Consider the following 23,863-nt stretch of genomic DNA (forward strand, 5'->3'; position numbering starts at 1 on the left):
TTGATGTCTATTAAATAAAAATCCCTGCCCCGGCTTTGCCACGGCGTTTACTGCTTGGCGCCGATGACGGCTACGCCGCCGATGCGCTCCGGCAGGCCGGTGATGGTGCCGGCGATTTCCGCGCCGTTGGGGCCGAACAGGGTCAGGCTGTACGTGGGGTCTGCATCGAGGCCACCGATTTCTTCCCACGCCTTCGAATTGCTGACGTCGTTTGCCGTAATCGTTACGTCTCCAGCGAAGACCAGACCGTTGCTGGTCGTGGCCAACGCCGCTGGATCCAGCTTGCCGTTAGTGATATCGAAGACGATGTTCTTGCCGGTCGAGGAAATCCTGGCCGGAATCTTGATTTCGTTCAGCGAGAACGATCCTTCGCCCGTGGCCGCGCTCGGCCCGGTCACCGTGACCTGATAGTCGAACATGCCGCGCGGGAAGTTGGAGAACGTCACCCCGGCGTAGTTGTACGTGCCGTTCACCAGCGTGCCCGGCGCGGTCTGCTCGCCGATGATGTGCTTGACGAAGTGGCGGCCCTCGGTGCCCCGCGCCAGATTGACCGTCGCCGCCGAATAGTTCTGGCGGTAGATGCGGTAGACCACCGGCGTCTTGACGCCAGCTGCCGAGGAATCGTCGTTCGAGGTCAGGCTCAGGTCGTCGTTGTGGCCCGTGCCGCCGGGGCCGTTCTTGCCGTACAGGGTGAAGGCTTGCAGGGCGTTCAGGTCGAACACGCTGGCGATGGCGGCGCTGGCCTGGGTCGGCGCGGCCACGGCGGTGGACGGGCCGTAGGTCTGGCCGTTGTAGTTGAACGAACCCTGGTAGACCACGTTTTCCTGTTCGTCCAGGTTGCTGGGTTGGTTCAGGTCCAGTTGGTTCCATCCGGCGGAAGCGGCGCCGGCAAAGCCGGCCAGCAGCAACGCGGCGGAGAGCTTGGTGAGTCTGTACATGATGGTTTCCTTGAAAAGGAGAGTAGGAAATCCCAGTGATGACCGAGGGACAACCAGGGTTGGTCCTGGGGGATGTGAATTCACTGGCCGATGGCGTTTCCGGAACATTCAAGGAAATCCGGTCGAGTCAGTGTCCACACTACGAGGACACGCGACGGCCCTCGAAAGTGCAAAGATTGGCCCGAAAAATTTGTATCTGTTGGGTTTGCCTTGCAGGCTGGAAGGAGCGTTTCGATCACTCACAAGCGGTAGCTCAAGGTCAGCAGGGCATTGCGCGGCGCGCCTGAGTTAAGAGACCGTTCATGCTGGTAATAGACCTTGTCGAACACATTGTTGACGTTCAGTTGCAGGGCGAAGCGCTGGTCGATCTGGTAGCGCGCCATCAGGTCCACCAGGTAATAGGCATCCTGCTTCATCATCCAGTCCTGCTTGCGTTGCTGCACGTCCATGGGAATCCACGCGGACTGCGTGCTGCTCTGCCAGCGCACGCCCGCGCCCAGGGTCAGGCGCTTGAGGCGGTAGGTGGTGAACAGCTTGAAGGACTTCTCCGGCGCGCGATAACTGCCGGTCAGGTCGTCCACGGCGGAAAACAGGATTTCGCCGTCGAAGGGCGGCAGGATCTGCTTTTGCTTCACGTAACCCAGGGCGATGTTCCAGTCCTTCGTCAGGGCGCCGGTGACGTTGAACTCCCAGCCATAGACGCGCCAACCCTTGTTGTTGGTGGTCGGCGCGTTCGGATCGTAGCTTTGGTTGGGGAAGTCCTTTTGCGTCATGCGGAAGTACGAGGCCGCGACATTGAGCCGCTCGTCGAAGAACGCGCCCTTGACGCCGCCTTCCTCGGTGACCGAGCGCACCGGGGGCAGGTAGGCCCCGGTCTGGGCGCTGGTGCCGCCATTTTCACCGTTGTATTCGGGGTCGCGCACGTAGGACGTGGCGTAGCTGTAGTAGGCGTTCATCTGCGGCGTCAGTTCGACGATCAGGCCGCCATAGGGCAGGAATTTCGGGCGCAGCACGGGGTTGGTCAGCGGCCGCGCGAAATTCCAGCCCGGGCCGCAATCGTCGACGAGGCAGTCGGTCTCGACATCGTCCGACATGACATCCTTGGCCCAGCGGCCGCCCAGGATCAGGTGCACGCGCTCCATGGGGCGCAAATGGCTGCTGAAGTAGTATCCGGTCTGCCGATACGTGGTGAGGTATCGCTCACGGGTGTGGTACATATCGTTGTGGCCGTCCCAGTCCCACGTTTCGGGGGGGCGGGAGGTAAAGCTGTCGATCGGAATGGCGCCCAGCGATATCCGCTTTAGTGGGGTGCCTCTTGGGGGGATGCAGAGCCGATTCCGGAAGCCACACGAATTGAAGGCGAGTGCCGGGGATTGCGCCGTCCCGCTACTGGCATAACCGCCATATCTCATGTGATGCGTGTTGTACGCATTGGCGCCCACGACGAATTCCTGTGTCCGGCCCAGCACCTCGATACGGCCTTTCAGGTGGACGTCCACGGCGTTGACGATGTTCTCTTCGTTGTCGCGCTTCGCCACGTAACTGGCGAACCCGCCCGGCGCGTAGTCGGCGAAGCCCGCCTGCGGCATGTAGTACGCGCCGCCCATTTCCCCGTACAGAATATCGTCTTTGTTGCTGGCATGGTTGTAGCTTGCCTTGAAGGACCAATCGTCGTTGAAATCATGATCCCAGGTCAGGAACAGATTGGTGTAGGTGCGATGGGTGCGCGACCAAGGGGTGGCATTGTTGAAGCTGCGCGCAACGCCGGTGGTCGGGAATATGATGCCGCCGCTGCCTCGCGGCTGGTCGCGCAGGAATTCGGGTAGATATTCCGGCGGTCTGTTGATGTACACCTCCGAAAACCGCGTCACCCCATGCGGCGAGGCCCCGTCCAGCTTGAAGTCGAATTGCGTCACCCCCGCGCTGATGCGATTGTTGTCGGTCACGTCCAGATCCCCGATCAGCGAGACCGCCGTGCGGTTGCTCTTGACCCGCTCGACCCAGTGATCGCCCTTCTGCATGGCCGCCGCGATCCGCATGCGGAAGCGGTCGTTGATCGGCGTGGAAAAATCCAGCTCGGCGCGGCGATTGTTCCAGCTGCCGTATTTCAGGTTCGCCGACAGGTGGCGGTCCAGGTAGGGGTGCTTGCGCACGAAGTTCAGGCTGGCCGAGGCGTCGCCTTCGCCGCCGGTCAGGCTGGTGGAGCCGCGCAGGATATCGATGCGCTCGTACAGGAAGGAGTCCTGCAGGCCCATGTTGCCATCCGCCCGGCCCGACAGGATGTAGCTGCTGGCCATGACGCCGTCCATCTGCACCGACGTCACCGGAAACGTGCGCGAAAAGATCGGCTGGTTCCCGGCTCCCGCCACCCCGGCGGTGATCAGCGTGATGCCCGGCGTCTGGTCCAGCACTTCGCCCACCGTCAACAATCCCTGATCCTGGATCTGCTGCGCCGTGAACGTCGTGATGCTCTGCGGCGTCTCCTTCGGCGCCAGGTCGAGCTTGGTGGCGCTGGAGGTGCTGCTGACGGTATAGCCGCGGTTGGGCGCGTCGCCTTCACGGTAGCCGCTGACGGTGACGGCGTTCAGCTGGGTCACGCCCGCCGCGTCCGTGCCGGCCGCCGCTTGCGGCAGGCCGCGCAACATGTAGCGGCCCGGTGCGCTCGCCACTGCTTCGAAGCCGCTGCCTTGCAGGATGCGGCGAAAACCCGTCTCCACGTCAAAGCTGCCCCGCAGCCCGGCGGATTCCTTGCCCGCCAGCAGGGCGGCGTCGAACGACAGGCTGACGTCGGCCGCCTGCGCATACTGGTTCAGCACGGTGCTCAGCGGCCCGGCCGGGATATCCACCCGCAAGGTGCTGGCGCTCAGGGCGGGAGGTGTTTGCGCATGGCTGGCGCGCAGCGGCGTGAAGGCGGCCAACAGGGCCAGCAGCGTGACATTCAGCGTGAACTGGCGCGCGCGGGGCGAGGCGTGACGCGGAAGGCGGCGAGGCTGGGCGGAGGGTGATGCGAGGCGGGTAGCGGACATGGCGATGCTGCGATGGAAGGGTTGAACATGCGGCGCGTCCAGACGCGGCACCGGTTCGGTTCGCGTTCATGGCGGGCGCCATCGCTACGAAGACACGCGAGACCATGCAAAAGTGCAAACGCGATTGAAAAAAATACTTATGTGATTGAATTCGCGGCTGGAGACCGACGACGCGGGCACGGTCTGGCCGCCCGGCGCCGCCGAGGGCGCCGCTACGCCGCGGGGCGCGGCATGACCGTCACCCAGTAGCGCGTATGCCGTCGCGTCTGCACGGGGAAGCTGTCTGATATTGCCGCCAGCGCTTCGTCGGTGTCCCGCAACGAGAAGACGCCGGAGACCTTCAGGCCGGCGACGGCGGGATCGCATCGCAGGATGCCGGGCCGATAGCGCGCCAATTCGGCGATGACCTCGCCCAGCGGCCGGTCGACCACCGCGAGCCGGCCATGCAGCCACGCCGCGGCGTCGGCGGCCGCGACGCCCACCGGGCCGGCGCCGTCGCCGTCGAATGACACCGCCTGGTTGGCGTGCAGCAGCACGGCGGGCCGATACGCCGCCGGTGACGCAGCCGCGCGGCCCGGCAGGACCGTGGCGGTTTGATCCAGCACCTCGACCCGCGTGGCGAGGTCATGCAGGCGCACGGTGAAGCGGGCCTCCTCGGGCAGGATGTCGCCGTGCGGCGTGCTGACGATGAACGGACGCCGCGTCACCCGCGCGGCCTGGTCCGGATGCGCCTGCACCAGGATTTCGCCGGCGCGCAGCACGACCCTTCGCCACTCGTCGTTGAACTCCAGCGTCACGCGGGTGGCCGTATTGAGATAGAGCTGGGAGCCATCTTCCAGTTGCAGCCGGCGCCGTTGGCCGGTGGCGGTATGCCATGCGTCCGCGTCCCGGGCACGGACCACGCCGTAGGCGCTGCCCGCCAACAGGCCCATGCCGGTCAGCGACAGCAGGCTGCGGCGCATCAGTTGGCGGCGCGCGGGCCGGGCCAGCACGGAGGCGGCGACGTTGCCGGGCACGCGGCTGAAGGCATGACGCACCGATTGCAGCCGATTCCAGGCCTGGCGATGCGTGGCGCTGGCATCGAGCCAGGCCTGCCAGGCCAGGCGGTCGCGCGCTGTGGCGTCCTCGGCCATCAGGCAGGCGAACCAGCGCGCCGCCTCGTGTACGGCCCGCTCCTCGGCGGACGTCGGGGGGAGGACTTCGGTCATGCCGTCAATCGCGCATCAGAAGGCGGCCAGGCAGCAGTGCGCCATGGCCTGGGCGATGTAGTTCTTGACCGTGCGCAGCGAGACGTCCAGGCGCGCGGCGATCTCGGCGTAGGGAAGCCCCTGGAATTGCGACAGCACGAGGGCCTGTCTTACCTTCGGATTGAGGCCGTCGAGCATGCGGTCGAACTCGAACAGCGCTTCGCGCACCAGCGCCTGCGTTTCGGCGGAGGGAACCTGCTGCGGGGGCAGGGTGGCCAGTACTTCGAGATAGGCGATTTCGAGCGCCTGCCGGCGGTAGAAATTGGCGACCAGCCGTCCGGCCACGGCGGTCAGGTAGGCGCGGGGCTCGCGCAGGGAAGTGGGGCCGGGGTGTAAAGGCGGGGCGGCGCACAGGACGCGGACGAAGGTGTCCTGGAGCAGGTCGTCGGCGTCCTCGGCGCGGCGGACCTTGCCGCGAATCCAGTTGCGCAGCCAGCCACGATGCTCGCGGTATAGGCCACCGACCTGGCAGGCGGTGGTGGCGAGGCACTTTTTCATGGGGAAACGGCGCGATGGGAGTGCGAATGGAAAGCGTTTTGTTTTTATAGTCGATGGGCAAGGAGAATCCGGCCGAATTGGCGGGGAAGGGCAGGAAATCGGGCTTGTCTGAGGAGGGGGAAGGGGGCGGGATGAATCCGTCCATGGGGCGCTGGCCACGCTGTCCGGCCGAGCGCCAAGGGGAAGGTTCGCGCATAAGCCTTGTATGTTTTTCAAGGCGATGGGGTGGGCATGTCTTACTGCAATGTATGGATTTTTTGAAGATTATGCAGGCCACAAAAGCCGTACAATTCAGATGTGTGTATGGAGCTTGGCGGTAGGATTTTGATTGTCCATAGGACTTGTGGCGCTCGCTTGTCCCACTCCCGCTTGCAGCTGCTGACGTAGCGTTTTGAGGAAATGATGAATTTTTGGGTCCCTGTAATCTTCGGTACGTTCAAGATCCTCGTGTTGGGCACGGGCATGTTTCTGGCCATCAAGTCCCATTACGACGGGGCAAAAAAGGACAAGGAAAAGCTGGCGAAGGAGAAAGAGAAGGAGATGAAGGCAACGTAGGGATGCCTCGTTGCTATTGCGAGGCTTCATATTCCAGTTCGTCTGCATGAGCGCTCGCAAGCATCGCGGTTTCGGTTTGGCTGTGTCGGCGCGATGGCCGGCATTCGGCGCACTGCGTTCTGCGCCAAGTCTCAGCGGGCGTCCTTTACTCCGAGGGGTACCGCCGTTACACAATGTGGCCAGCGATAGCCGGGAAATCTGTTTGACTCGGTGAGGCGCGGCCCGGATGCCGGGAGGCGCGCAACCCGCATCAACCGGAGGACATACACATGTACATCATCATGGGGGGAACCGGCCACGTCGGGGCGGCAACCGCGCGCGCTTTGCTCGCGCTTGGCGCGGAGGTAACCATAGTCACCCGTTCGGCGGCTCGCGCCGCGCACTGGCGCGCTCGGGGCGCCGACATTGTCCAGGCCAATGTGGAAGACGTGGCGTCATTACGCGCCGCGTTCCGGCGTGGCCGACGCGCTTTTCTACTGAATCCTCCGGCGGACACCACCACCGACACCGACGTCGTCGAAAGACATACCGTTGCGAACATACTCGCCGCGCTCGAGGGATCCGGGCTTGAAAAAGTCGTTGCCGAATCGACGGGCGGCGCCCGGCCGGGCAGCCGCATTGGCGATTTGAACGTGCTGTGGGAGCTGGAAGAAGGGCTACGGGCCCAGGCGTTGCCGGCGGCCGTGAACCGTGCTGCTTACTACATGAGCAACTGGGACGGGTTCCTCGAAACGGTGCGCAACACCGGCGTGTTGCCCAGTCTTTTCCCGGCGGATCTCGCCATCCCGATGGTCGCGCCGAAAGATCTGGGCGAAGTCGCGGCCGCCCGTTTAATGACGTCTCTCGACGACCGCGGCGTCCGCTACGTAGAAGGCCCGAGACGGTATACACCCAGCGACGTAGCGCGAGCGTTCGCCGAGACCTTGGGCCGGCCGGTCTAGGTCCGCGTCGTACCGCGAGCGGCATGGCGGCAGGCGTTCGTCAGCCAGGGATTTTCTGAAGCCGCCGCTGAATCCTATGCCCGTATGACCGAGGTGAGCGTCGACAGCGGCTTCGACTTGTCGGACACCCCGCTGCGCGGATCGACCACGCTGGTGGCTTACATTCGGGACCTGGTGGCCCCGCTCTAAATATCGGCGACATCGCGCAGCCGTACGCCGGAGAAGTTGGCCGCGCGCAATGCATCAAACATGGCGCGGTCGCAGATGGGAGGCGCTCCCATGCGATCCTGGCGGAAGATATGGGCAGCTCCCACAACATCCTGTTTGAACACCAAGCTGGCCCCGCCGACGAGGCTATAAAGTTTCTCGTTCTCGCCGGTCTGATAATTGTGGTCGAGCTTGATCCTCACGCGAGAAGTGGCTTCATCCAGGGCATCGAGTCTGCGCAGCACATTGCCCAGATAGTACGGAGAGGCGGGGCTGCCGTCGGCAAGGCTGAAGTCGCATGCCACAAATGCAAACGCCTCGGCGTCCAACTGCTCAAACAGTTGCTTCAACGGCTCCGACACAATCCATATGCCGGCGAGCTCTTCCAGATCGCGTGGCATTGCGCCCTTCGCCGGCACATGAACCAGGTGGGGACGCTCCGGATACTGATCTGGCATTCCATCAGGCCGCGCGACGACATTCATCCCCGGATCGATCAGCTTCCCTTCGTTGGCGATTTCTATGCCGGGAACCCTGCCGTTTTCCAAGACGCCGGCGTCGATCAGGAAAAATTCGCCCTTACGAGATGCGGCTTCGGCTGAAACTTCAATGGCGCTGGGTTCGGTCACGGTGGCTTCCATCACGGATGCGGGGGCGGAACGGGAATGCGGTTGAGCCGATCCTAGCCGGGCTTTGGCGCGGCCACAAGCTCGGCCGCGCGCGGCGGTGTTGCTCGCATGTTGGCGTGCGCCTCGTGGAGCAGATTCCTATGTCGTTGAGGTCGATCTCCTGAAACTCCCCGGACGCCGGCCTCAAAGCGCGAGGTCGACGACTACCCTCTCCAGAGCGTACAGCACGTGCCTGCGATCAAATATAGGCGCGAGCGCCCTCCATACTCTATTCGTACGTCAAGGTGAACATCATGGTCGTGTTGGCCGTACCAGCAGAAATCGCTCCACCGACTTGCACATATCGAACCTGTACAGGAATATCGAAAGAACCGCTCTGGACAGGGTTATATTGACTCACAGGTACTGCTGTTCGCAAAGGAAACGCCGCCCCCGATCCCGTCAGGAGCTGAACTCCCACCCCTGTGGCCGAAGACTGAGCGTCTAATGCCACAACGCCTTGGTTGCCGATTTCCGCCGTGTTTGGATCTACCCGGACGGTGACTCTGTTCATGTTTGCCGGGCAATTGAGGTTGATGGCAAAGGAACGCAGCGGCCCATTAACGCCATTGAAGTCCGATCTTGCCACTCGACCCATATTCACCTGTACGTCACGAGTCGAGCAGGTGAGCACGTTGATGGTGGTTGCGCCTAGAATAACTCGCAAATTTGAAGGAAGGACGGGCGAACCGGGCTGAGTGGTTCCCGCGCTACGAATTAATGGATACCCATCGAAAACGACCGTCGGATTTATCCGTGTACCGTCGACAATAGGAGCGTAGCGAATAAGTTTGGCACGAACAGTAATCCCCACAGCATACCGCGATGCCACATTTCCGGTGCAGATGGAGGTGGAATCCATTCTGTCAAATTGCGACTGCTGAGTCCGCTCAGGGAATATATCGCCACAACCAGGCGGTGTGAGGATCCGTTGACGCGGACGGATGGAGAAGATAGCGCCAACACCGGGCGCTCCGTTCAGAGCATATACGGAATATGTGATGCCGTTCTCGACGTAAGTGCGAACTGGGGCGGGCAGCGAAAATCTGCCGCTGTATCCCGCAGCCGCGGCGGGGGTGGCTGTTGTAGTACCCTGAAACGAGCAGACCCCTCTGCTCAATTCATCCACAGATACCCAATTGGTAAGTGCAATGACTTCCCCTGGGCGCTGATCACGGGGAACGGAAATGCTGGCCGGCAATTGCAGTGTCATCGTCGTGGGCGATGCGCTGGTGCAACTGGCCGTCTGGGGTCCAACCGTCTGTTGCGAAAAAGCAGGCGTGGTAACGCACGCCAGCAACAAGCTAATGAAGATAAGGGGAGGACAACGAAAGAGTGAGATATATTTTGCATTCATACTTTTTTGGCGTAAAGCCGCTCCGGTGGACTAAGGGCTCACCCGCGAGTCGGGCGAAGCGAAAGGTAAGCACTCCAACCCTTCGACAACCTGCATACGTTGCCCTTTTTCCTTGGGCTCCGGAATCTCCGAGGTAATGGTGCAACGGCCCGTGTCACCGTCACCCCATTTGACGACGAGGGTCGCCGGCCCCACATCTAATCCGTTGGCGAGGATCCGACTACCCTGCGAGACGACACCGACCGTCTTGCCGTTGGCGTCGAACACCTGAGCACCGAAAGGCAGTGGTTTGCCATCGGCGCGCCGGACGTGCAAAACAACCGTCCTGCCACGATTCACCGTATCAAACGGTACCAGGACAACTGCGCCAGCAGTCGGAACCACACGCTGTTCCGTCGACTTAAACTCCACCCCCAGGGGGAGCCCCTTGGGGTCAATAGTGATGGAGTTGTATTCATACGGCAGAAGGTTTGACACCAGAGCCCTGCCGCGCCCGTCCAGACGCTGGCCCGGCACATTTCCAATGCTGGCTCCTGCGCCATCCGGAGCCTCCAGTACAGCATAGGTGTCTCCTTGAACCGGAGAGAATGCGACGCCCCCCCCATACGCAACGATGCCGCCACTCAGACTGGCTCCAGCCTGGGTGTAATTCCTTCCAGTACCCGCACTGACGTTCACTCGGGTCCCGACGGCGGTGTAGTCAAGAGATCCACTAACATTGGCGTCGCGCGAACCACCACTGCGTTGTGAGTTGGCTGTAACGCTATAGGTAAGATTCCGATCTCGGCTAAGCATGCCTGATACCGTCTGCGAGGCAGTCGCCGTGCCGTTGGAGTTTCGTTGCAATGTTGTCGAGGCATAGTTAGTGGACTCTCGTCCGCCAAGAGGAAAAGAGAGATTCAACATGTACTGGTTTTCCCAACGTTGCGAGAAGACATCCAGACGCCGAGCAACTGAAATTGAGTACGTCATCGAACGATAGCTGTTCGAATAGCCCGCGCTAGCCTCTGTCCCGCGCCCTGATTTTTTCCAGTAGTCCTCGACAGATCCGGTCATATACACGGACCCGTAACCCGGCGCCAATTGCTGCGAAACATTGGCCTGCAATCGGTTTCTACGGGCATGTAAATCGGTATACCCGCCCGTTCCCTGCCATTGGCGAAACGCCATCGCCTCGCCGAATTCGCGATAGCCCCGTGTGGAGTATCGGTACGCGGCAATCAACACATTGGTTTTCGTGGCATCGACATAGTTCGAGTACCCAAGGCGAATACTGTGGCCGGTAGTGGACTCCCTGGAGCCGAGGTCCGCATTCGCTCCCGTCACGTCCAAGCCGAAGGCGCCAAGATGCGTGTTAACCGCGGCGCCCGCGACGGCTGCCCGATAGTTAGCCGAGCCGATGAATCCGCCGTACCCCGTCAACAGGTTATTGAAGCCATAGGTCAAGCCTCCCTGCACGAAGGTCGGCTTCTCCGAGAGCTGTCGATCGCGGTATTGTCCAATCGTGAGCTGATACCGGATTCCCCCTTCCCGCAACGAATTGACGGTCGCGGCGTATGGCACGCGCGAAACCAGCACACGACCGTCCGCTTCTGTGACTTCAACGGTCAGGTCACCACCGAAGCCATTGGGATAGATATCGGAAATCTCGAATGGCCCGGACGGAACCGTGGTTTCATAGATCACATTCGCAGACTGAAGGATTCGTACCCTGGCATTCGAATTCGCAATGCCCCGCACGACTGGAGCGTATCCCCGTTGGGATTGCGGCAGCATTCGCTCATCGGAACTTAACTGCACGCCGCGGAAGCCGATCGATGAAAACAAGCGGCCATCGGTAAAGGCGTCCCCCACCAACAGTTGCCCCTTCAGAGGAAGTACCGAGCGCGATAAGTACGTCTGATTACTGGTGTAGTCAGACCCCGTTCGATTGTTCCAGGAATAGTTCCCCTGATGGCGAAATCTCCATGCGCCAACGTTGACCCCGCCATTCAACCCCAAGTAGCTGAAGCTATCAGATGCGCCCGAGCGAGGCTTAGTGGAATAGAAATTCCAGTTGTAATTAAGCAAACCCGCGGAAATCCCGTCATCCCACAGCGTCGGGTCTACATAACCCCTGGCGCCGCGTACGAGCATCGCTTGCGGGATAGTGATATCCAGTCGTTGCTCTCCGGCGTCGTAGCTGTAGCGGCTCCCAGGCAACAAATCGCTGAGGTCTCCGCACGCTCCGGCATCCAAGTCTGCGATTGTCGCGCCGATCTTGCCTTCATTGACGGCAAGCCGGCGCAAAAAGGGCAGGTCAAAGCATGGGCGTGCCGTTGGCGCCCCTGCTTCCTGCTGAAAAACAACCGTGCTTTTGCCAAGCCAATTGTCGTTTAGATAGACCTCAACGCCATAAGCGCCTGGCAGGACGGAGTTGCCCTGCTCAAAGCGGCTCACATCCATCGGCCCACCCACCGACCGGAGAAAGCCCTGGTTGAACCGGACCTCCTGCGCTTGAACCGCTATCGTCGCGCTAAAGGCTAAAGTCATGGTCCCGGCAAATTTTCGGCAAACGCGATGACGCGGTCGCTGCGAGAGAACGCTATTCATAGTCTTTTCTGGAAACACGCAGCAGAGTCAATTCGCGTCGAAACAGGCGCAGAAAAAGTGCACCAAGCGCTCGCACCTGCTCGTTTTTGGCAGCGGCTACTGCAAGAAGGACTCGCCTTTGGTTTGGCCGCCGTAGTCGTTGATGATGCTGAAGTTCACCTTGTCGCCAGTACTTGCTGCCCCCTGCTTGAGGCGCACCGTCATCGTCTGGCCAGGCGCCAGCATCGCTTGGTCGTCAAATACCAGTTCTTGCGAAGGGACTTTGACGCTCGCTGCAGAGAAGGTGATATGAAACTTCGAGCCGTTGTAAATCTCGATCGAGCCGCCGTCCCGAACCTTCCAAGAAAGCTTGGCTGGCGCATCCTCCACCACCTCGGTCATCTGAGCCGGGCGCAGGAATAGCTTGATACGCGAGCGGAACGCGAGCTGCAGCTTGTTGGTATCTTGTTCGCTGGACTCAGGAGGAATGTCGAGCACATTGAACCAATACAAACGCTCCTGGTCACCCTTGAGCGCCCCGCCCGAGTAAAGAATCCGCACGATTTGCGACTTGCCGGGATCAACTCGAGCCATGGGCGGCGTCAGAATGAACGGCACCTCCGCGTCAGTTGCATTCATCGCAGCATCGCCGTCATCGATCCAGATTTGCGTCAACGAGGGCGCCGACCCGGAATTCTCCAATCGAATAGACACTTCAGGCTCCGCCGCCGGGTACACGACGCGTGTGCCATGAATGACGACCGCCGCCCAGCTAGGCAAAGCCAAGACCATGCCGAAAACGGCGAACCCGGCGGTGATTCGGCGCATAGATGCGCACAAAAAGGAATGGATCATGATGATTGAAGGCGAGCAACGGGCCACAGAACTCGTGCGACCCGAAAGCCGCCCTGGGGAGATTAGCGGTAGTTCAACGAGTAAACAGCCTGAGCTCGTACCAGACCCGCAGTCACAGTCGGCGCCGTGCGGTAGTAGCGCGCGCCATACGACAGCGTCGCAGCACCCGTTGCGATATCCACGAAGTCGGTATTCTGCGTGTCCGCAGTAGCACCGATATTGATTTGATTGTCGTTCGTAATGTTGAACAACTCGACCTGCACTCCGGTGGCAGCAGTACCCGTGGCGAGGTTGGTCAAACGCCCTTCCGCGGTAACGCCAGTGCTGTGCTCGAAGAACGCGCGCACGCCCCCCGAATTCGGTTCGCACTCCGTCAAGCGAATCATGAAGCGCGTTGCGCCCGCGGTCTGAGCGGCTTGCATGCGACCAGCGGCGATCTTGGGCAGGGTAACGGTAATGTCGCCGCTACCATTTTCGATCTTGCAGGTCTGAGCCGTGATTTCACCGTTGATGGTGATCGTGCCGCCGTTGGGATTGGCTGCTTGGGCCAGCGCCAGTGTGGGAGTGACGGCGGAAATAGCCAGGATCGACGAGGCGAGGAGAAGACGATTCATAGTGAGCGATAAATTTGAGAGGTGAGATCGGTTTGAATTGACGTTGCGCAGATGAATCTTGGCAACAAATCCATGCTATCAACCGACGTTCGCGCGGGACATAGGGCGCACTCCGAAATTTCGGCTCGTCTTTTTCATGCAGGGTATATCGCGAGGATAAAGATCGACGCGCTGCGAGGCTCAAGACCAGTTCCTGTCGTTCCAGCTGGCGCTGATCGAGGGTGGCCCTGTGCGCATGGCATCGCTGCGAGACTGGAACGGCTCCTTCGCCCCGCGCCGGCCCCCGGGGCACGAACGGCGCTTTACCGGCCTTGATGGCCGGATCGTTACCATCTCAGCCCGAAGCAAGAGGGTGCGCGAGAGCCAGGCGCTCTAGCGTGTATCTGCGTCCGTAATCCCAGATGCCCTGCTGCCGCCCCATCTTTCAACGGCGTTTCTCAGCTTGGCCAGCCGAATGGGCTTACTGATAGCGCCATCCATACCAGCCTCCACACAACGCAGGGCGTGCTCTGCTCCGGTTGCCGCCGAAATTGCAATGATGGGAAGGGCGGACTTTCGCCGCAAAGCATCGTGACGGCGGAACTCCCGAGCCAGGGCATAACCGTCAATATCCGGCAGATCGCAATCCATCAACACCAGATCACAGGACCCTTGCAGGTACGTTTGAAGCGCTCGAGCGCCATCGCCAGCCACCGAAACGTCGTATCCGAGACTCGCAAGTTGCATCTGTAGCACAGCTTGGTTCGCGGGTAGCCCCTCGACGAGCAAAACTCTAAGGCGCTCGCCTGATGAACTCACCACCCGGGCCTCCGGCTCGTCAACCGCGCCCGGCACACAGAGATCGACAGGAAGCGTTACCGTCACCGTCGTCCCCACGCCTGTCGAGCTGCGTAGTGTGATCTTGCCTTTCATAAGCGAGACCAATTCTCGACAAATTAACAATCCCAAGCCGGTCCCATCCGGCCGACGAGACGGCGAACCGAAGACTTGCGAATAGGGGCGAAACAAAGCCGCCTGCGCCGATTCCGATATGCCGATACCGGTGTCAGAGACGCGCAACTCGAGCGCTCTGCGATGCTCGCCATCACTTACGTTGGAGACCGCTATTTGGACGTCAACGCCCCCGCGTTCCGTGAACTTGATCGCGTTGGAAACCAGGTTATGAAGAATCTGATTCGTGCGTGTCGGATCTAGCATCAAAATTGGGCTCGCTTCGGGAACCGTCAAACTCAGCCCGATGCCCTTCTCTTGTGCCCGCAATCTCTGCAGGTCGACAACATCGCGCGCCAGATTTGAGATGTCCGTGGGCACGTACTCGAGCACGACCTTTCCAGCCTCCAACTTGGAGATATCAAGTACACCATCCAACAAGCGCAACAGCGCGCCAGCTCCGCTGTCGGCCAAACCGGCCAAGTGTCTCTGCCGATCGTCCATCGACGTGCCCTGTAGCAACTCCACCGATGCCAGAACAGTGTTCATGGGCGTCCGTATTTCTTGATTCATCACGGAGAGAAAGATCTCCTTTTCCCGTTCGCTTCTTACTGCCCTTCGGTACTCTCGCCACGTTCGATACGAAAAAAAGCCCAGCAGCAATAGCGTAGTCAAAGCCGCTAGGCCCTGCGTGCCATAGTGCCGAACCAATACCGCCATCGACGGTGCGCCCAGGTCAATCTCCTCGAGCCAGGATTGCCGCAGTTCAGCCGCTCTTTCGACGGAGATTGAGCGCAGCGTCTTTTGCAGAATGGACCAAAGCAATGGCTTTTCCTCGGAGACGGCCATGGCAATTTCAGCGGTCATGGAAGAGAGCACCCCGGCAATCTGCAGCGTCCCTACATAGCGACGGTTCAGATAGGGAACCAAGAAGAGTTCCGTTCCTACCGTAGCGTCCGCGTCGCCTTCTGCCACCATGTCCAACACTGCGGTGCTTCGTGTTTCGGAGGTCAGCTTTACCTTTCCTGCCACACCCTTTAGCAGTTCGGCGTACGGTCCCTCCTCGGGAACCACGACGGTCTTATTGGCAAGCTCGTCCAACTCGGTGACTGCATGATCGCGCGCCCTCGTCACCACGACCGCAGCACTGACGATGTAAGCAGGCGTGAAGAGCACTCCTGGCTCGTTGGCGACCCGCCCAAGGTTTCGTGAAGCCATCGATAACATATCGATCTCCCCACTTTTCAACCAATCCAACCGAGACTTCGTGCCCTGGGTCGGTCTGAAGGTGAAGACCAATCCAGTGCGACGACCGACCTCATTGAGGTACTGCTTAGGCAAGCCACGTACGATGCCGTCATCCATGTATTCAAGCGGGCTCCTATTGGGCATCACGCCGACCCTCACAACCGGGTTGGCGGCTATCCAAGCTTGCTCTGCGTGGCTGAGCTCCGGCTTTGGCTGCACGGTCGGATTTGCGGAAGGGGATCTGCTCGGATTTTTAAGATCGGCCGCGCCTAGAAGCAGAACCGCAACGAATACGCTGGAACACGCCGCGCAGACCAAGATAAGGATCCACTTGCGTACGCGGTCGCGCCACCTAGCCCCGTCGAGTCCGTCAGGGGACTCGGTTAAATGCCCCTGTCTCAATGGAAGCCCTTGTCAGCGGCGATAAGACGCTCAAGTTCCAATTTCGCGTCTTTGAGCACCTGATAGACGTCTTCGGCGTCCATGTCCTGGCCTGCCTCGAGCAAATCCTCGAGCCCTTTAGCCAAACCAGTCAGAGCCGATAGTCCCAAGCTCATGCTTGCACCAAGCACGCGGTGTGCATGATGCTTCGCTCTGGCAAAATCGGCCTCAGCCAATGCAGCGTCCAACAAGCGGAGATCATCTTGCACAAGACGTAGCGCCACACCGGAATCCATCGCCTGCGCCGAGCATCCTCGCGTGTTGGAGGCATCTGTCGACTCAGTCAACAGAACGCCACAAAAGCTCTCGATGGTGCTTTGCAGTTTAGCCAGGCCAATTGGCTTGCTGAGTACTCCGTCCATACCCGCGTTTAAGCAGCGCAAGGCGTGCGCGCTGCCCGTTATCGCCGAGATCGCGATGATTGCGCATCGCCTGGCACCGAGCTTGGCCTCATCCACCCGGAATTGCTGGGCGAGCCGATAGCCGTCCGTATCGGGCAAATTGCAGTCCAACAGAATCAGGTCATACGTTTCCTGCTCGAAGGCCTGCATGGCCTCCTCGCCATTAGCCGCAATGCGGAATCTGCACCCGAGTCGCTCTAGCTGCGCTTGAATCAGAAACTGGTTCGCGGGCGTATCCTCTACGAGAAGAATGACCGGATGTCCAACTTCGGGCCGGCGCACCGGAATTTCTGACTGCGCCGCCGCTCCATCGTTCTCGGTTACATGCCGAACCGGCAACGATAGAGCGACCGTCGTGCCTGCCCCTGGCACACTGCATACCATGATGTCACCATTCATGCGCGAGATAAGTTCACGGCAAAGCAGCAATCCGAGGCCCGCTCCGCCGAGGCGGCCCCTCATCGATCGCCTCCACTGCGCGTTGGATAGGAACGATTGGAAATAGCCCTGCCCATCAATTCCGCTACCCGTGTCCGAGACCTCGATACGTAGCACACCGCCAGATGCGGAATCCTCGGCGGGCGAGATAGTCACCTTGACCGTAACCGACCCGCGGGGGGTAGAACCGATAGCATGGGACACCAGGTTTTGCAGAATCTGTGCCGTTCTGGACGTATCCAGCATCAGAAAACCGATAGGATCGGGCACGGCAAAGACGAGCTCGACGCCCATTTCCTCAGCCTGCTTCCGGAGAGAATCGAGCACTTCCCGCACTAGCGCGACAATGTCGGCCGGTTCATACTCCAGCACAAATTTTCCCGCCTCCAACTTGCTCACATCCAACACATCATTGAGTAACCGCAGCAGCGACTCACCGCCCTGGCAGGCCAAACCGAGCAATCGCTGCTGCACATCGTCCAACGGGGTGCGCTGCAACAACTCAACCGAAGCGAGCACCGCGTTCATGGGGGATCGAATTTCATGACTCATGACGGCGAGAAACATCGCTTTCTCAGCTTCGCCCCTGACCGCCCGAAGGTGCTCGCGCCGCCAAGCGTAGGCCAGTCCGCCAAGCAAGAGAAACACTCCAGTGAGCATCAGCCCCTGTGGACCGTAATGCCGGACGAGCACCTCCAGCGACGGCTCACCAAACCGGGCCTGTTCGAGCCACGCCTCATTCATTCGGTAGGACTCTTCCGCCGTGATCTGCTGCAGCGCCTTCTGAATAATGGAATAGAGCATCGGCCTGTTCTTCGAAACCGACATGCTCAACTCGGCAAACACTGACGAGATCACACCGGATATTTGCAGGAGGCCGTTATAGCGGGACGACAGCACAGGAGAAAGAAATCCGTCCAGGGCGATTGCGGCATCTGCCCTCCCTGTCGCCACCATCTCAAGCGTCCCCTCAGCCCCGTCGCCGCTTACGAATTTTGCGCCAGGCAACACTTCACGGAACTTCGCCTCATATGGGCTGTGTCTTGGCACTGCCACGGTGCGCCCGTCCAGTTCGCCCAGATCCATCATGATAGGAGCACGCGCGCGCGTAACGATAATCGTCGCGCTGACGTAATAGGGTGCGGTAAACAGCGAATCAGACGCGCCCGAAGTGGGCTGAATGTTGCGGGCGGCAAGCGCGACCATGTCCACAACGCCGTCTGCCAGCCATTTCGACTGATACGTGGACGCGTCGCTTATTTCCTTGGTCTTGAACTTGAGGCCAGTCAGCCTGCTGACCGCCTTAAGATACTCCGCCGACAATCCCTTCAGCTGGCCATTCTCTACGTATTCCAGGGGAGCAACGTTCGTTCTAACGCCCACTACCACGATCGGATTCTCGACTATCCAAGCACGCTCTTCTTCGGAAAGAAGCGCAGGATGATCAGCCAAAGCCAGCTGCGCAAAAAGGCTCGTTCCGATCAACAGCAACGCTCCCAGGAAATGCCCCAGGGGCGTCTGCGAAGTCATAGGGAGTCGATGATATGGCGGACCTTGAACAGCCCGTTGTTGGACGTTACGCCGAGCTTTCGAAACGCTGCCGCCTTCTGGCTACTGATCGTCTTAATGCTCCGATTGAACTTCTCCGCAATTTGCGTCACGGTCATTCCGTCGAGAAAGCAGCGAATGACCTCCCGCTCGCGCACCGATAGAGCAGCTCCATAGACAGCATCGTCCGAAGCGTCATTCTGTTCAGGAGCATGGCTCGTCGTTGCGTCGGCCAAACGGAGCGTCATTTCAGGCTGAAGAAAGACGGCACCACCAGCCACCACCCGAATGGCACGAGTGATCTCCGACATGTCCTCCATCTTTGATATGAATCCTCGCACTCCCGCCCTCAGGACCAAGGCAACAGTAGCCGGATCGCTGTGAGCCGATAGCACAACAAGACGGGAGGTCGGGAACTTGATGCGCAGTGCGCGGATCAAAGCTACGCCGTCCATGTCGTCGGGACCAAGCGCATAGTCGACTACCAACACATCGGCCGGCTTCTGCGTGATCCCCTCGATCATTGCGCGGCTGCTGTTGTAGACCCCGACAACGTCTATGCCCGCTTCGGATTTCAGAAAGGCAGCCAAACCGTTCCGAACCACGGCATGATCGTCCAAGATAGCCACGCGTACGCAACCTACCAAGTTGTTCGACACAATAGTCGCCCCTAGTCCTAACGAGAATCCGTTCGGACTGGTCCGATAGATTTCTCTGGATTGGTTGATAAATACTACGAATCCCGTCGCCAAGCAAGATGACGAGGCGGGGCCCGTGTGATCAAGCGTGCCACACCGGGTGAAGAGCAACCTCAATGGTCAGGAGCCGGCTAGGCGACACCGACTACGTTCCTTGGCGAGGCGCAACAGACCACGTTCAATGTGCCTTTAAATTGCCTCTGGCACGCTGCGCCGCACGCTATCGCAAGGAAGTCGCTCAATGACACACCGCACGTGTGCATGACCGCACCGGAACTGCCAACTTGCCCTTCAGGCGCGCCGGCCGCGGCCATGCCCATGCCCATGCCAAGCTGACCCGGTCGACTATCGACGGTCACGAATGCGGTCAAGAGTTCAATTGTCGTACGCGTCGCGCCCAACGGCGACTCATAGCGTAGGGCCGTATCAAATTCGCGATGTACTCGAATCTCTGGCGGACATTGGGCGCCTGTGGCAGATTCACGCGCGGCGGATCCCGCTTCGTACGCTTGACTGAACTGCAATGCCCGTTTAAGTGCCGCTCGCGATGCCGACCTCGCATAATAGGAACTATACAAATAGCCCATTCCAGAAAAAATCAGCGCACTCCTAAAATCCGATAAAACGCGCCCTAGAACGTCAAGAATTGCCAATAAACGCATCGCCTGATTGCCAAAGGTGTGCGTCAGCACCAAGTTCGCTCCTCGCTTCGCAGATTGGCCTCACACGAAAGCGATCTCCCCAACCAATTTTCGTCCCATTCTTATTTCCTAAATTCTCTCAGAGCCCTACAGTCGCTGACACAGAAATTCACCCGAGCGACATACATGGGACACCCACACATAGAGGAAGCATCCCCCACGGGCCCGCGGAAAGTCAGCGTCATCGCGTTCACACCGAAGCCCGAGCAGGCTCGTGAAGTCATGGACACGCTGACCCTCTTGGGCATCACCCGCTTCGAGCATGCAACTTGTCTTGACGATGTAGAAAGACTGGTGCGGACGACGGCCATAGACGTAATCGTATGCAGCATCCAACCAGGCGAAAACGGAGGGCTGATGCTTCCTAGTCTGCTACAAACAATGAGGAAGGACGGGAGGCTGCTGGAGCCGCCCCGAGTTCTATGGTCAATGGAGACGGCTTCCGATACCTCGCACTCTCCAACGGACTCGAAATCTTCAATCGACGACCCGCAAAAGGCTACTCCCGACCTGGAAAGGGGCGCGGGGATTTCGCTGCAAGCGCTTCAGGCTCATGCCAGGCTGGCGCAGCAGGCCGGAATCAGCGTCGGCATTACACGTGGCTATGAGGTCGCCAGGGTTGCGGCGGTCCTGGATCGCCTTTTGAACACTCACACCCCCCCACTCCAGCCCATCGTGCCACATGAGGAGCTTCAGCTAGAGGAAGATCTGATTGCAGCAATAAGCGGTGGAACGGGCCTCCACATCGCCCTGCAGCCGCAGTATGACCTGCACACGAAGGCGTTACTGGGTGCGGAAGCGTTGGCCCGTTGGACACATCCCCGATTGGGTAACATATCGCCCACGGTGTTCATTCCAATCGTCAATCGATTAGATCTGAATTTGGCGCTATTCGGATTTGTGAAGAAAAAGGTTATTGAAATCCTTGAAGTCCTTTACGGACGTGGCGTAGGCGTTCCGATCGCAGTTAATGCTTCGGTGAAAACCATTTGCACCGAGGGATTTGCTCAATTTCTTGCCCAGAAGATGGAACACGCGGGTTTGCCTAACCGTTTACTGAAGATCGAACTGACCGAGGAACTGCCTATTGAAGACCCCCTCCTTTTGTCGGGGTCTTTGAACTCGTTACGTGCACTCGGGTTTTTGACCTCACTGGATGATTTCGGATCCGGCTTCGCTACTATTAACTTGCTATCGACGATGCCCTTCGATGAGGTCAAAATCGATGGTTCCTTCGTCAAAGAAGTCGATCAGAAAGCCCCCCTTCGAGGCATCATTGCGACCATCTCCTCATTGGCGCGATTGCTGAATATGAATCTGGTAGCCGAAGGTATCGAGGACGAGTCCAGTATCGCTACCCTGCGCCGGCTCGGTTGCAACAAGGGGCAGGGATTTGCACTGTCGAAACCGTTGGAGCCGCTCGACTTTCTGCAGTTGTGTTTGTCGCAAGGCCGCACAGCATAGTAGCCTCGCTCAGCGGACTTCATCGTTGGTGCAAATCGAAAATCTGCCGTAAACGTCGAACTTCATGGGCACCGACCCAGGGGGGCGGCCGGCCGCAGACCGTCGTTACGGCCGTTAGAAGACCGAAGCGGTCTAGCTCAGGTCTCAGTGCGGTGCCGCAAATGCCCGTTTTCGGCTAGAAGGAGACATCCGGCCACCGCTCTTGCTCAAGCTGATCCCTATACTGTGGATGACCTAGCCAACACTTTCCTAAAGAGATCAAGTAGTCATGGGAATCTTGACAGTAATTTAAATCGTTTCAAGTCTTGCATCAGCCTCGGCTTGGATCTACGCAAGCCAGGTAAAGGTATCTCGCGAGAGTGCTATCCGGCAGCGGCGTCTGGCGGCTGAAAAAAAGGGAACGAATCCAGACCTTTCTGGCGTGACATTCGATGGATGGGAAGTGCGGGAGACTTTGGCAGCACAATCAAAGTGGAACTCCATCGGCGCATTGCTGGCAGCGACAGCGGTGCTTTGCCAAGCAGCAGCTCAGGCGCTTGATTAGCCATGGCTCTACCAAATGCCAACTCTCGGCGGCTCAGCTTAATTTGAACATTTACGATGCAATCCGAATTCAAGCGTCTGTTGACGAAATTCGAGCGAAATAGAAAAGCTCCGTGAGAAGTTTTTGAACCAGGCTTTGATGCCCGCTTTGGGTCGTAACGAGCCCTTCGCACTTCCCGCCGATCAAAGCAAAAAGCCGCGTTTCCCCAACAGGAAACGCGGCTCCATTCAGGACCGGCGCGTCGACGCCGGTCCCATCCTTCAATGCATCTGCCCGTACTTGCCGGCGTTGAAGTCCTGGATCGCCTCGACGATCTCCGCTTGGGAGTTCATCACGAACGGCCCGTACCCCACCACCGGCTCGTCGATCGGCTCGCCGCTCAGCACCAGGAACACGGCGTCGTTGTTGGCTTCGACCGTGATCTCGTCGCCGTCCTGCGAGAACAGCGTCAGCTGCGCGTCGCGCGCCACGGCTTCGCCGTTGACCAGCACCGTGCCGCGCAGCATCACCAGCATGCTGTTGCGGCCCGCCGGGATCGCGAAGGTCGTGGCCTTGCCCGCGGACAGGCGCACGTCCCACACGTCGATCGGCGTGAAGGTGCGCGCCGGGCCGGTCTGGCCGCCATAGCTGCCGGCGATGACGCGCAGCGAGCCGGCATCGTCGGGCAACGACACGACCGGGATATCCGCGTTCAGCAGGCTCTGGTAGCCGGCCGGGGCCTTCTTGTCCTTGGCCGGCAGGTTGACCCACAGCTGCACCATCTCCAGCTCGCCGCCCTTGCGGGTGAACGCGGGGGAGTGGAACTCTTCATGCAGGATGCCCGAGGCGGCCGTCATCCACTGGACGTCGCCGGGCCCGATGACGCCGCCGTTGCCGGTGGAGTCACGGTGCTCGACCTCGCCGCTGTAGACGATGGTCACGGTTTCGAAGCCGCGGTGCGGATGCTGGCCGACGCCGCGCGGTTGCGTGGTCGGCGTGAATTGCGCCGGGCCGGCGTAGTCCAGGAGCAGGAACGGGCTGACGTTCTTGCCCTTGTCGTTGTACGAGAACATCGAGCGCACCGGAAAGCCGTCACCCACCCAGTGGGGACGGGGACTGGCATGCACACCCAGAATCTTCTTCATGATCGTCATTCCTGTTGCGCGGCCCCTGCGGGGCCGTTCGTCATACCTATCAAGATAAGGGCGGGACGGCGGTTGCGGTAGTCCCCGCCATTGATAAGCACCGTTCCAGCAATAGGACGCTGACGGCCCCAAGGCGGGCCAGCGTTGCCAGTGCAGCGAGGGCGGGGGGAGGAATTCCGGGCTTGGCGCGGTGCCGGCGGCCGGCGCGACCCGCGACGAAGGGCCTGTAAACCCGGGTATTCTTGCGCCATGCAACGACAAGCCGACACAGCCGTGGTTGACCGATCTCCCCAAGTCCAGGGCTTCGCCCCGGTGGCCGCCGCCGACGCCCGCATCCTGGTGCTGGGCTCCATGCCCGGCGTGGCGTCGCTGCGGCAGGCACGCTACTACGCCCATCCGCGCAACGCCTTCTGGCCCATCGCGGCCCGGGTGCTCGGCTTCGATCCCGCCGCCGATTACGCGCGGCGCCTGCAAGCGCTGCGATCCGCCGGCGTCGCGCTCTGGGACGTGCTGCAGGCCTGCGAACGGCCGGGCAGCCTGGATGCGGACATCCGTGTCGACACCCTGGTGCCCAACGACTTCGCGGCGTTCCTTGGGGCCCATCCACGCCTGGTGCGGGTCTGCTTCAACGGCGCCAAGGCGGCCAGCCTCTACCGCCGCCATGTGCTGCCGCGCCTGCCGCAGCGGCCGTTGCAATATGTCGACCTGCCATCCACCAGCCCGGCCCACGCGGCCGCATCGTTCGAGAAGAAACTGGCCGCCTGGCGCGAGGCGTTGACGATGCCGGCCTGAGCCTGCGCGTTGGGGCGTTGGCGGCGCGGGTGCCGCGACATGCGGCCGGAGACGAAG

18 protein-coding genes are annotated in these 23,863 nt (G+C 60.2%); 4 read left to right on the top strand and 14 right to left on the bottom strand.

The genetic code is table 11. The features are described 5' to 3' along the window. Positions 1–47: 47 nt before the first annotated feature. The 4 genes from AT699_RS10990 to AT699_RS11005 form a co-directional block, all read right to left on the bottom strand. Positions 48–938, bottom strand: a complete 891-nt coding sequence (locus AT699_RS10990; RefSeq protein ID WP_024068497.1) for a hypothetical protein — start codon at positions 936–938, stop codon at positions 48–50. 239 nt (positions 939–1,177) lie between these two features. Further along, positions 1,178–3,964 (bottom strand): TonB-dependent siderophore receptor, encoded by a 2,787-nt coding sequence (locus tag AT699_RS10995; protein ID WP_232254234.1) that lies wholly within the window; start codon positions 3,962–3,964, stop codon positions 1,178–1,180. Positions 3,965–4,176: 212 nt separating this feature from the next. Continuing rightward, positions 4,177–5,172, bottom strand: a complete 996-nt coding sequence (locus tag AT699_RS11000; RefSeq protein ID WP_024068499.1) for a FecR domain-containing protein — start codon at positions 5,170–5,172, stop codon at positions 4,177–4,179. A 15-nt stretch (positions 5,173–5,187) separates the two neighbouring features. After that, positions 5,188–5,709, bottom strand: a complete 522-nt coding sequence (locus tag AT699_RS11005) for a sigma-70 family RNA polymerase sigma factor (protein WP_006384106.1) — start codon at positions 5,707–5,709, stop codon at positions 5,188–5,190. Positions 5,710–6,111: 402 nt separating this feature from the next. Between AT699_RS11005 and AT699_RS31960 the strand changes: the two genes are divergently transcribed. Both AT699_RS31960 and AT699_RS11010 read left to right on the top strand, forming a co-directional pair. Then, positions 6,112–6,264 carry a hypothetical protein gene (locus AT699_RS31960; RefSeq protein WP_024068500.1) on the top strand — a complete coding sequence of 51 codons (153 nt, stop codon included), beginning with the start codon at positions 6,112–6,114 and terminating at the stop codon, positions 6,262–6,264. 269 nt (positions 6,265–6,533) lie between these two features. Then, positions 6,534–7,205, top strand: a complete 672-nt coding sequence (locus AT699_RS11010) for an NmrA family NAD(P)-binding protein (protein WP_006384107.1) — start codon at positions 6,534–6,536, stop codon at positions 7,203–7,205. A 185-nt stretch (positions 7,206–7,390) separates the two neighbouring features. Here the strand turns inward: AT699_RS11010 and AT699_RS11015 are convergent, their stop codons facing one another. From AT699_RS11015 to AT699_RS31475, 9 genes are all read right to left on the bottom strand, one after another. Beyond that, positions 7,391–8,041, bottom strand: a complete 651-nt coding sequence (locus AT699_RS11015; protein ID WP_024068501.1) for an imm11 family protein — start codon at positions 8,039–8,041, stop codon at positions 7,391–7,393. Between the two features lie 268 nt (positions 8,042–8,309). Continuing rightward, on the bottom strand, positions 8,310–8,942 hold the full coding sequence (locus AT699_RS31900; RefSeq protein WP_158288269.1) for a fimbrial protein: 633 nt from the start codon (positions 8,940–8,942) through the stop codon (positions 8,310–8,312). A 525-nt stretch (positions 8,943–9,467) separates the two neighbouring features. Next, a complete protein-coding gene (locus tag AT699_RS30920) occupies positions 9,468–12,029 on the bottom strand; it encodes a fimbria/pilus outer membrane usher protein (protein WP_081247824.1) in 2,562 nt (853 codons plus the stop codon). 96 nt (positions 12,030–12,125) lie between these two features. Next, a complete protein-coding gene (locus tag AT699_RS11025; RefSeq protein WP_080969395.1) occupies positions 12,126–12,863 on the bottom strand; it encodes a fimbrial biogenesis chaperone in 738 nt (245 codons plus the stop codon). A gap of 62 nt (positions 12,864–12,925) precedes the next feature. Further along, positions 12,926–13,477 (bottom strand): fimbrial protein, encoded by a 552-nt coding sequence (locus tag AT699_RS11030; RefSeq protein WP_047992878.1) that lies wholly within the window; start codon positions 13,475–13,477, stop codon positions 12,926–12,928. A 372-nt stretch (positions 13,478–13,849) separates the two neighbouring features. Next, positions 13,850–15,772 (bottom strand): ATP-binding protein, encoded by a 1,923-nt coding sequence (locus AT699_RS11035; RefSeq protein ID WP_070541070.1) that lies wholly within the window; start codon positions 15,770–15,772, stop codon positions 13,850–13,852. Between the two features lie 281 nt (positions 15,773–16,053). Continuing rightward, positions 16,054–18,465, bottom strand: a complete 2,412-nt coding sequence (locus AT699_RS11040; RefSeq protein WP_024068505.1) for a response regulator — start codon at positions 18,463–18,465, stop codon at positions 16,054–16,056. Next, entirely contained in the window at positions 18,462–19,112 is a 651-nt protein-coding gene (locus AT699_RS11045) for a response regulator (RefSeq protein WP_307190344.1), read from the bottom strand. Before AT699_RS11045 ends, AT699_RS11040 begins: the two co-directional genes overlap by 4 nt. A gap of 200 nt (positions 19,113–19,312) precedes the next feature. Continuing rightward, positions 19,313–19,876 carry a hypothetical protein gene (locus AT699_RS31475; RefSeq protein ID WP_145964677.1) on the bottom strand — a complete coding sequence of 188 codons (564 nt, stop codon included), beginning with the start codon at positions 19,874–19,876 and terminating at the stop codon, positions 19,313–19,315. A gap of 228 nt (positions 19,877–20,104) precedes the next feature. Between AT699_RS31475 and AT699_RS11050 the strand changes: the two genes are divergently transcribed. After that, complete coding sequence (locus tag AT699_RS11050) at positions 20,105–21,346, top strand: EAL domain-containing protein (RefSeq protein ID WP_058207290.1); 1,242 nt, start codon at positions 20,105–20,107, stop codon at positions 21,344–21,346. A gap of 804 nt (positions 21,347–22,150) precedes the next feature. Here the strand turns inward: AT699_RS11050 and AT699_RS11055 are convergent. Further along, the gene (locus tag AT699_RS11055; protein WP_024068507.1) at positions 22,151–23,014 is read right to left on the bottom strand and encodes a pirin family protein; all 864 of its coding nucleotides are present in this window, start codon (positions 23,012–23,014) and stop codon (positions 22,151–22,153) included. Positions 23,015–23,365: 351 nt separating this feature from the next. Here AT699_RS11055 and AT699_RS11060 point away from each other — a divergent pair, with 351 nt between their 5' ends. Beyond that, positions 23,366–23,806, top strand: coding sequence for a DNA-deoxyinosine glycosylase (locus tag AT699_RS11060; protein ID WP_058207582.1), 441 nt, complete (start codon positions 23,366–23,368; stop codon positions 23,804–23,806). Positions 23,807–23,863 lie beyond the last annotated feature (57 nt).

Origin of the sequence: Achromobacter xylosoxidans, assembly GCF_001457475.1 — a bacterium.
Lineage (GTDB): Bacteria > Pseudomonadota > Gammaproteobacteria > Burkholderiales > Burkholderiaceae_B > Achromobacter > Achromobacter xylosoxidans.